Annotated in this window: 9 protein-coding genes and 1 pseudogene; 2 read left to right on the top strand and 8 right to left on the bottom strand. The window is 78.6% G+C overall.

All coding sequences use genetic code 11. The annotated features are described in order from the left end of the window. The 7 genes from AC5FZL_RS13260 to AC5FZL_RS13230 all read right to left on the bottom strand — a co-directional run. The coding region (locus tag AC5FZL_RS13260) for an MFS transporter (RefSeq protein ID WP_493619347.1) at positions 1–558 on the bottom strand (558 nt) is incomplete at its 3' end. Then, positions 555–875: a DUF3039 domain-containing protein gene (locus tag AC5FZL_RS13255; protein WP_493619346.1), complete on the bottom strand. Its 321-nt coding sequence runs from the start codon at positions 873–875 to the stop codon at positions 555–557. The genes AC5FZL_RS13260 and AC5FZL_RS13255, both read right to left, overlap by 4 nt. A 57-nt stretch (positions 876–932) precedes the next feature. Then, positions 933–1,481 (bottom strand): YqgE/AlgH family protein, encoded by a 549-nt coding sequence (locus AC5FZL_RS13250; RefSeq protein WP_493619349.1) that lies wholly within the window; start codon positions 1,479–1,481, stop codon positions 933–935. Further along, positions 1,478–1,882 (bottom strand): VanZ family protein, encoded by a 405-nt coding sequence (locus tag AC5FZL_RS13245; protein ID WP_493619345.1) that lies wholly within the window; start codon positions 1,880–1,882, stop codon positions 1,478–1,480. Before AC5FZL_RS13245 ends, AC5FZL_RS13250 begins: the two co-directional genes overlap by 4 nt. Further along, positions 1,879–3,480: a transporter gene (locus AC5FZL_RS13240; RefSeq protein WP_493619344.1), complete on the bottom strand. Its 1,602-nt coding sequence runs from the start codon at positions 3,478–3,480 to the stop codon at positions 1,879–1,881. The genes AC5FZL_RS13245 and AC5FZL_RS13240 overlap by 4 nt, the downstream gene beginning before the upstream one ends. Continuing rightward, positions 3,456–4,271, bottom strand: coding sequence for an ABC transporter ATP-binding protein (locus AC5FZL_RS13235; protein WP_493619342.1), 816 nt, complete (start codon positions 4,269–4,271; stop codon positions 3,456–3,458). The genes AC5FZL_RS13240 and AC5FZL_RS13235 overlap by 25 nt, the downstream gene beginning before the upstream one ends. Beyond that, positions 4,268–5,698 carry a GGDEF domain-containing protein gene (locus AC5FZL_RS13230; protein ID WP_493619340.1) on the bottom strand — a complete coding sequence of 477 codons (1,431 nt, stop codon included), beginning with the start codon at positions 5,696–5,698 and terminating at the stop codon, positions 4,268–4,270. Before AC5FZL_RS13230 ends, AC5FZL_RS13235 begins: the two co-directional genes overlap by 4 nt. Before the next feature lie 165 nt (positions 5,699–5,863). Here AC5FZL_RS13230 and AC5FZL_RS13225 point away from each other — a divergent pair, with 165 nt between their 5' ends. Beyond that, positions 5,864–6,853, top strand: coding sequence for a universal stress protein (locus tag AC5FZL_RS13225; protein ID WP_493619339.1), 990 nt, complete (start codon positions 5,864–5,866; stop codon positions 6,851–6,853). On the opposite strand, the gene AC5FZL_RS13220 is transcribed toward AC5FZL_RS13225, so the two are convergent. After that, entirely contained in the window at positions 6,850–8,427 is a 1,578-nt protein-coding gene (locus AC5FZL_RS13220) for a UDP-N-acetylmuramoyl-L-alanyl-D-glutamate--2,6-diaminopimelate ligase (protein ID WP_493619337.1), read from the bottom strand. The genes AC5FZL_RS13225 and AC5FZL_RS13220 overlap by 4 nt on opposite strands. A 306-nt stretch (positions 8,428–8,733) precedes the next feature. Here AC5FZL_RS13220 and AC5FZL_RS13215 point away from each other — a divergent pair. Beyond that, a pseudogene (locus tag AC5FZL_RS13215) lies at positions 8,734–9,051 on the top strand (hypothetical protein); the annotation flags it as partial.

The following is a 9,051-nucleotide window of genomic DNA, read 5'->3' as shown; positions in this document are numbered from 1 at the left end:
CGGCACGGAGGCCAGGCGCCGTCCCAGGACGGCGAGCGCGACGAGGGCGACGGGCGGCACGAGGAGGAACACCAGCCGCCAGGTCACCTCCCCGGCGAGCCACCCGGCCAGCGGCGGGCCGACGAGGGCGGGCAGCACCCACGCCGAGCTCATCCAGGCGAAGACCGTCGGGCGCACGTCCTCGGGGAAGAGCGAGCCGACCACGACGTAGAGGCAGACCACGAGGACGCCGCCGCCCAGGCCCGCGACCACGCGCCCGGCGAGCATCACCGCGAAGGTGGACGCCGTCCCGCTGAGCACCAGGCCGGCGCAGAAGGCCGCCATCCCGGCCGCGGTGGGCACGAGCGGGCCGCGGGCGTCGGTCCAGCCGCCGGCGACCACCATGCCCAGCAGGCTCGTCGTGAGGAAGAGGGAGAAGGCCAGCCCGTAGTGGCGCAGCCCGCCCAGGTCGGTGGCCACCACGGGCATGGCGGTGCTGACGGCGAGGGCCTCGAAGGCGACCAGCGAGACCAGCGCGATGATGCCGGCGAGCGCGGTCCGCAGCTCGCCGGTGATCACTCCCCCGAGCCCGAGGGCTCGTCACCGGCGGGGCGCAGGCCCTCGTAGATCTCCTTGCACGTGGGGCACACGGGGAAGCGCTGCGGGTCGCGCCCGGGCACCCAGACCTTCCCGCACAGCGCGATGACCGGCTCCCCCGACAGCGCCGACTCCAGCACCTTCTCCTTGCGCACGTAGTGCGCGAAGCGCTCGTGGTCGCCGGGCTCGACCTCCTGCTCGAGCTGCTGCCGCTCGAGCAGCGCCGTCCCCTGCGACCCGGGGCCCGAGGGGTCGGACGTCGAGGGCTGGGCGGAGGGGTCGGACAGCGGCTCGCTCATGGGCCGCAGTCTAGGTGCGCCGCGGGGACGCTCCCCGGGTGCCTCCGGGGCGGGCCGTCAGTTCATCGAGGGGTCGTCGGGGAAGGTCGCGACCATCGCCAGGTCACCGCCCTGGCGGCGCAGGACCTCCGCCCACAGGCCCTCCGGGTCGTCGGTGAAGGCGTCCCCGGCCTCGCCGTCGACGACGTACCAGGAGCCCTCCTCGATCTCGGCCTCGAGCTGCCCGGCGCTCCACCCGGCGTACCCGGCGAAGATGCGCAGCCCCGCCACGACCGGCGCGACCACCTCGGGCGGGGCGTCGAGGTCGACGACGCCCACGGAGCCGGTGATCCGGCGCACGCCGAGCGGGTCGAGCTCGTCACCGGGCACCGTGACGAGCCCCAGGGCGCTGTCGAGGGCCACCGGGCCGCCCTGGAACAGCCGCCCCGGCACGGTGACGAACGGCTGCCAGCTGGGCAGGACGGCGTCCACGTCGGTCGTGGTGGGGCGGTTGACCACGACGCCGAGCGCGCCGCCCTCGCGGGTGTGGTCGAGCAGGAGCACGACGGCGCGGCGGAAGGCCGGGTGCTCCAGGGCCGGGGTGGCGACGAGCAGCCGGCCCGTCATCGACCAGCCTGCGAGCTCCTCGGCCCCGTCCTGCGCCACGGGTCCATCCTGCCTCGGGTGCCGCTGCGCGGCGCGGGGAGCAGGACGCCGACGAGCACGCCGACGGCGTCGGCCGCGGCGTCGCGCCAGTCGCCGCTGCGGCCGGGCAGCAGCCAGTGCTGCAGCGCCTCGCTGAGCACCGCGTGGGCGAGCAGCAGCCCCACGAGCAGGCGCAGGCGGACGCCGGCCGCCCGGCCGGTCCACGCGACGGCGGCGAAGACCGACAGGTGGACGAGCTTGTCGACCCACCACACCCCGCCGGTGGACGGCGCGCGCGGGGCGTAGAGGACGACGAGCTGGACGAGCACCGCGGCGGCGAAGAGCCACCGGGACGCAGCGGACCCCCGGCGCGCGGCGCTCATCGGCTGGCGACCGCGACGAGCTGGGGGCCGCGGCGCTCGAAGACGCGCCCGCCGGCCACGACCCCGAGCGCGGCCGCGCCGGCGCCGCAGACGAGGCCGGTCGCCAGGGCGGCCCAGGAGAGCGCGGCGGCCAGGCCGGGGCGGTCGGTGAGCGCGGCCGCGACGAGCAGGGCCAGGGCCGGGGAGGCGACGAGCCCCGTCACCAGCGTCGTGGCCAGCTGCGCGACGAACGACGCCATCGCGGCGCCGCGGGGGGTGGCGAAGGGGTTCGCGCCCGGCTCGGGCACCGGGTAGGGGGTCAGGGCGCTCGCCACGGCCGAGACGCCGACCCCCGAGCCGAGGAGGGCCAGCGCCGCGCCGGCGGTGGCCGGCAGCAGCCCCCAGGCGCCGCTGAGCGCCGCGGCCACCACGGCGACGACGAGCACCAGGGGCACGGCCCACACGAGCAGCGCCGCGGCGCGCCCGAGCCGGTCCGCGCGCCCGGGCAGGCCGCTGGCCACGTGCAGCCACACGGCGCTGCCGTCGTAGGCGACGTCGTTGTGGCCGGTCCAGCCCAGCGCCCAGCCCAGCACCGGGGCGGCCGCCAGCGCGGCGGCGCCGGGCGGGAGCACGGAGGTGGCGCCGAGGAGGACGACGAGGAGCGGGATCGCGACGAGCGCGACGAGCGCGGTCAGGTACCGGGGGTCGCGCCGCCAGTAGCGCAGGGCGCGCGCGGTGACCGCGCCGGTGGGCGTGCCCTCGAGGCGGGCGAGCGCCCGGGACGCCGGCCCCGACGCCGAGCTGACGGTGGCGCGCCGGCCGCCACCCGCGCCCGGCGGGGTGACCAGCGCGCGCTCGAGCGCCACCGCCCACAGCGCGAGGACGACGACGAGGGCCAGCGCGGCCAGCGCCAGCTTGGCCAGGCCGGCGCCGGGACGGCCCAGCGCCACCTCGGCGGGCGCCGTCCAGGCCCAGCCCAGCGGCGTCCAGCCCGCGACGGCGGCGAGGCGGCGCAGCCGGTCGGCGTCCAGGCCCCCGGTGCTCTGCAGCACGAGCGGCACGAGGCCGAGGCCGGAGGCCACGAGGGCCCCGACGCCGGCGCCGACCTCGCGGGTGCGCCGCCCGTGCAGCAGCCCGGCGGCGGCCGTCGTCGTGGCCCGCGAGAGCGCCACGCAGGTGGCCAGGCCCAGCAGCGCCCCGACCAGGGCCACGGCCGCGACCAGGGGGCCGCGCGACCAGGTCACCACGGTGGCCAGCGCGGTGAGGGCGGTGACCAGCCCGGGCACCCCGACCAGCCCGACGAGCAGCAGGCCGGGCACGAGCCGGCGCGCGGTCACGGGCAGGAGCACGAGGCGGGAGGGGTCGAGGGTGGCGTCGGTGCCGAAGGCGACGAGCGGCACGAGGCCCCAGCCGAGCACCAGCAGGGAGCCGCCGAGGGTGACCGCCGTGGCCGCGGTCTCGGCCGAGGCGGCGCGCAGCGCGACCAGGCCGGCGACGGCGAGCGCGGCGATGCCCAGGCCGTAGAGCAGCGCGAGGACGAGCGCGACGACCTGCCAGGCGCTGCGGCGCAGCCCGTTGCGCAGCAGCCGCAGCTTCAGCGAGAGGAGGTGCGCAACCACGCCAGGGCCTCCGCGTCGGCCGGCCGGGCCCCCACGAGGGCGACGAAGCGCTCCTCCAGGGACGCCCCGGCACGGACCTCCTCGATCGTGCCGGCGGCCAGCACCCGGCCCTGGGCGACGACGGCGACCCGGTCGCAGAGCCGCTCCACGAGGTCCATGCCGTGGCTGGAGAGCACCACGGTGCCCCCGCCGGCGACGAAGCCGCGCAGGATCGCGCGGATGCCCGCGGCCGAGACGGGGTCGACGGCCTCGAAGGGCTCGTCGAGCACGAGCACCGGCGGCGCGTGCACCAGCGCGCTGGCCAGCGCCACCTTCTTCGTCATGCCCGCGGAGTAGTCCACGACGAGGACGTCGGCCGCGCCGGCCAGGTCGAGCGCGGCGAGCAGCTCGGCGGTGCGCTGCTCCACGACGTCGCGGGGCAGACCGCGCAGGAGCCCGGCGTAGCGCACCAGCTCCGCGCCGGTGAGGCGGTCGAACAGGCGCAGCCCGTCGGGCAGGACGCCGAGCAGGCGCTTGGCGTCGACCGAGGCGGTCGCGCCGGTCCACAGCGGGGTGCCGAGCACCGCGGCGGTGCCGGCGTCCGGGCGGAGCAGGCCGGTGGCCATCGACAGGGTGGTCGTCTTGCCGGCGCCGTTGGGCCCCACGAGGCCGTAGAAGGAGCCGGCCGGAACGTCGAGGTCGAGGCGGTCGACGGCGAGGGTGTCGTCGAAGCGCTTCGTCAGGCCGCGCAGGGACAGCGCGGGGGCGCCGGGCGCAGCGGGCGCCTCCGGCGCCGGGGTCGCACCGCTCACGCGTGGGCCCGCTGCTCGCGGCGGCGGCGCTTGTCGGCGTACATCGCGGCGTCGGCCTGGGCGAACGCCTCCTCCACCCGCTCCCCCGGCAGCGCGCGCGCCACGCCCACGCTGGCCCGCACCGGCAGGCCCGAGGACGTCGGGGCGGCGTCGAGGCCGGCGCGCAGGCGGGCGGCCAGGGACTCGGTGTCGGTCGCCCGGGGCACGAGGACGGCGAACTCGTCGCCGCCCACGCGCGCGACGACGTCGCTGTCGCCGCGCAGGCACCCGCGCACGGCGGCCGCGCAGGCCCGCAGCAGGGCGTCACCGGCCGGGTGGCCGTAGGTGTCGTTGACCCACTTGAGGTCGTCGAGGTCGAGCAGGGCGACCGCGACCGGCACGCCGCTGTCGACGAGGCCCTGGGCGGCGGCGAGCTCCTCGTCCCAGCGGTGGCGGCTGCCGACGTCGGTCAGCGCGTCGCGCCCGAGCCGCAGCCGGGTGTCGCTGAGCTGCTGCTCGACCTGCTCGCGGGCGGCGGCGACCTGGAGGAGGGCGCTGGCGGTGCCGGCGAGCTGGACGGCGATCCGCTGGCACAGCGCGGTGAAGCCGCGGGCCCCGGCGCCGGTGTGCGCGGCCAGCACGCCTCCGCCGCCGGGCACGTCGAGCGGCACGACGAGGTGGGAGACCACGCCGTCGGCCGGCGAGAGCGGCGCGGGCAGGGGGTCGCGGGCGCTGTCCTGGCGCACCAGCGGCGGCTCGCCCGGCAGCGGCACCGCGGCGGACGCCGCGGCGACGAGGGCCTCCGGGCCCTGCGTGGCCGTCCAGTCCGCCACGGCCACGCCGGAGCGCTCGCCGAGCCAGGCCACGGCCACCTGGCAGCCGAGGGCGTCGCGCACCACCTCGGCGACGCGCTGCAGCGTCGCCCCCAGCGGCTGGTCGAGCCCGGTGGTCAGGGCCTGGACGGCGTGGAGGACGTCGAGCTCCTCGCGCAGCCGCTGGGCGGGGCCGCCGTCCTCGGCGAGGTCGACGAGCTCGGCCGACAGGGCTCGCAGCTCGGCGTCGGTGGCGGCGAGCAGGCGCTCGCTGCGGCCCGGGTGCCCCCACACGGCCAGCAGGTCGTCGCTGACGCGCAGGAGGACGGCGGTGCCGGCGTAGTAGGGGCCGACGATCCGCGAGGGGGCGCCGGAGAGCACCCGCACGCCGGCGGAGGACTCCAGCGCGCGGGTGAGCACCGGCTCGTCGTCCTCGCGGGGGCAGACCGAGCCGGCCCAGCCCGGGGCCCGCCCGATCCCGCTGACCTGGAACCAGTCGCCACCGGGGCCGGGGCGGAAGAAGAGGACCTCGTGGGCGCCCTGGGCGCCGGCCCGCTCGGCGGCGGACGGGAGGGGTGCGGGCGCAGCAGGCCCGTGGTGCCCGGCGGTCATGCGCACCTCCGCTCCCGTGCTCACGCGTCGTCGTCGGCGGCCCGGCGGGCGCCGCTCGCCAGGAGTATTGCCCAGACCGGCGACATCCGGGCGCACCCGGGGCGCGAGGCCGTGGCCCGGGAGCGTGAACGGCTCTGGACCGGCGGCCCGGCGAGGAGCACAGTCGTCCTCGACGGAGGAGGGATCGCCATGGCGGAGACGACGGTGTCGGCGTCAGGGTCCGAGAGGTCCGAGGGGTTCGAGGAGCTCGCGCAGCGGCTGGCCGGCGGGCCGCCGGAGGTGGCCCGGGGCGTGGTCGTCGGCTACGACGGCTCCGCCAGCGCCGCCCCGGCGCTGACCTGGGCGGCGGCCGAGGCCGAGCGGCGCGGCACCGTGCTGACCGTGCTGCACGCGATGGACGGCTTCGGGACCAGCGCGGGCATGTGCGCCGCCGCCCCCGAGCTGCCCACCGAGGCCGGCGTCCTGGCCCGCCAGGTGGCCCGCGACGGCGTGGCGCGCGCCCGCGCCGGCGGGCACGAGGTGCCGGTGCGCGCGGTGACCCGGCTCTGCGACGCCGCCACCGCGCTGGTCGAGGCCTCGGGCACGGCCGACCTCGTCGTCGTGGGCAACCGCGGCCGCGGGGCCCTGGCCGGGGCGCTGCTGGGCTCCGTGGCCTTCACCGTGAGCGCGCACGCGCGCTGCCCCGTCGTGGTGGTGCGCGGGGACGGCCTGCGCCGCCCCGGCCCGCTGCACCCCGTGGTGGTCGGCGTGGACGGGTCGCCCGGTGCCGACGCCGCGCTCCGCTTCGCCGCCGAGCTGGCCGAGCGCAGCGGGGCGGTGCTGCGCGTGGTCTCGGCCTGGACGCCGCCGGAGGCCCTGGCCACGAGCGTGGCCTACGGCGCCGCCCTGGACGCCGGCCTGGCCGACGAGAGCCGCCGGGCGGCCGAGCGCGACGTCGCCGAGGCCGTGGCCCGGGTGCGCGACGAGCTCCCCGGCCTCGTCGTGGACCAGAGCGTGGTGCAGGAGCCCGCGCGCCTGGCCCTGACCCGCGGCTCTCCCGAGGCCGGGCTCGTGGTCGTCGGCGCCCGCGGGCACGGGTGCGTCGCGGGGCTCTTCCTCGGCTCGGTCAGCCACGGCGTCATCCACGCCGCCCGGTGCCCGGTGGCCGTCGTCCGCGCCGAGGGGCCCCGCGGCGCCTAGCTGGCCGCGCTGCCCCAGCTGGCCGTGCTGCTCGAGGCGCCGCCCAGCGCCTCCTCGAGCGCCTCGCGCAGCGCCGTCCGGTCGTCGAAGGCGCGCGTGCGCCCGGCGTGGACGACCTCGCCGTCGTGGCCGCGGCCGGCGACCACCACCACGTCGCCCGGTGCGGCGAGGGAGACGGCCAGGGCGATCGCGGCCGCGCGGTCGGGCTCGACGAGCACCTCGGCGCGCCCCGCGCTGCGGGCGCCCGCGGCCACCGCGTCGCGCAGCACCGCGGGGTCCTCGGAGTTCGGGCTCTCGTCGGTGACCACGACGGTGTCGGCGTGCAGCGCTGCGGTGCGCCCCAGGGGGGCGCGCTTGCTCGGGTCGCGGTCGCCGGTGGCGCCCACGACGACGACGAGGCGCCCCCGGGTGAGGGACCGCAGGAACGGCAGGACCCGCCGCTGGCCGGAGGTGTTGTGCACGTAGTCGACGAGGGCGAGGAAGGGCTGCCCGACGTCCACGCGCTCCATCCGCCCGGGCACGCCGTCGAGCGACTGCACCCCCCGCACCGCGTCGGCGACGTCGACGCCGGTGGAGACCAGCGCGGCCACCGCTCCCAGGGCGTTGTCGACCTGGTGGGCGCCGAGCAGGCGCAGGCGCACCGGCACGTCGACACCGGGGCCGCGCAGCCGGAAGGCGGTGCCCAGGGCGCTCGCCCTCACCTCGCCCGCCTCCCAGTCCGCGCCGGTGGGCCGGCTGGTGGAGGTGGCGAAGGTGACCACGGGCGTGGTGGCCGTGCGGGCCAGCCGGCGTCCGTGCTCGTCCCCGGTGCCGACCACCGCCAGCGCGCACCGCTCGGGGGTGAAGAGGGAGGCCTTGGCGGCGAAGTAGCGGTCGACGTCGCCGTGGAAGTCGAGGTGGTCGCGCCCGAGGTTGGTGAAGACGGCCGCGCGGAAGCGGGTGCCGTCGACGCGGTGCAGCGCGAGGCCGTGGCTGGAGACCTCCACCGCCACGGCCTGGGCGTCGTGGTCGCGCAGGCTGGCCAGGGCCGACTGCAGGTCGCTGGCCTCGGGGGTCGTGCGCCGGCTCGGGCGGGCGCCCTGCGGCCCGCTGGCCTGGACGCCGCTGACCATCCCGGTGCGCAGGCCCGCGGCCTCCAGCCCCGCCTGGAGCAGGTGCGTGGTGCTCGTCTTGCCGTTGGTGCCGGTGACGCCGTAGACCTCCAGAGCGGCCGACGGCGCGTCGTAGAGCCAGTCCGCGAGCGGGCCCAGGGCCAGCCGCGGGTCGGGCACGACGAGGGTGGGCAGGCCGGGCACCGGGCGGTCGCTGAGCGCGGCGACCGCACCGCGGGCCACGGCCTGCTCGGCGAAGCGCACCCCGTGCCACTGCGCGCCCGGCAGCGCGGCGTACAGGTCGCCGGGACGCACGGCGCGCGAGTCCTGGGCCACGCCGGTGACGACGGGCCCCGCGGAGGAGGTGCTCGCGAGGCCGAGGACGGCCGCGACCTCGGCCAGCGGCTTGGGGCGGTGGCGCGAGGGCCGCCACGGGTCGGCGGCCAGGGCGCTCGGGTCGGCGGCGACCTCGAGGCGGCTCATCCGGCAGCACCGGTCATGTCGGCTCCTCGAGCAGCGGCCCGTGGTCGGCGGCACGCGCGCCGGACACGAGGCGCGATCCTGGACATGGTGGCCGCCTCGCCCGCGCCGCACCAGCCCAGAGCCCGTGACGCTGCCCACAGCCCACCCGCCCAGCCGCCGCCTCGCCCCTCCCGACCTCCTTCCTCCCCTCCCCACCACCTCCCCCGCCCCCTCCCCGTGATCATGGAGTCTCGCCACCCATCCGCGCAGGTCAGGGGCTCTTCTGGTGGGGCGGGACTGTCGGTGGTGGGCTCTAGCGTGGGGGTCGTGGAGGTGGCCTGCGGCGACGTCGTTGCGGCGCTGGCGGGCGCCGTCACGGGGGCGCTCGGTGCGTCGTGGTGGCAGTGCTCGGACGCCGAGGTGCGCACTGCGGTGGTCGAGCTGGAGCGTCAGGCGGCGCGGTTGGAGGCGGCGCGGTTGCGGCTGCTGGCCGAGGCCGACGCCCGCCGCGTCGCCGCGGGGATCGGTGCCGTGTCGACCGCGGACTGGCTCGTCGCCGAGACCGGGACGCGTCGGGAGAGGGCTGCAGAGCGGGTCGCGGTGGCGAGGGCGCTGAACGGCTCCCTCGCGGTGACGGGTGCCGCG

The organism is Quadrisphaera sp. DVD1 (assembly GCF_058932755.1).
Note: the sequence above shows the minus strand (reverse complement) of the source record. Positions and strands in the feature narration are given on the sequence as shown.

Excerpts from the sequence above, each read along its gene's own strand:
- AC5FZL_RS13220 (WP_493619337.1), bottom strand. The coding sequence starts at position 8,427 with ATGAGCCGCCTCGAGGTCGCCGCCGACCCGAGCGCCCTGGCCGCCGAC.
- AC5FZL_RS13245 (WP_493619345.1), bottom strand. The coding sequence starts at position 1,882 with ATGAGCGCCGCGCGCCGGGGGTCCGCTGCGTCCCGGTGGCTCTTCGCC.
- AC5FZL_RS13255 (WP_493619346.1), bottom strand. The coding sequence starts at position 875 with ATGAGCGAGCCGCTGTCCGACCCCTCCGCCCAGCCCTCGACGTCCGAC.
- AC5FZL_RS13250 (WP_493619349.1), bottom strand. The coding sequence starts at position 1,481 with ATGACGGGCCGGCTGCTCGTCGCCACCCCGGCCCTGGAGCACCCGGCC.
- AC5FZL_RS13225 (WP_493619339.1), top strand. The coding sequence starts at position 5,864 with ATGGCGGAGACGACGGTGTCGGCGTCAGGGTCCGAGAGGTCCGAGGGG.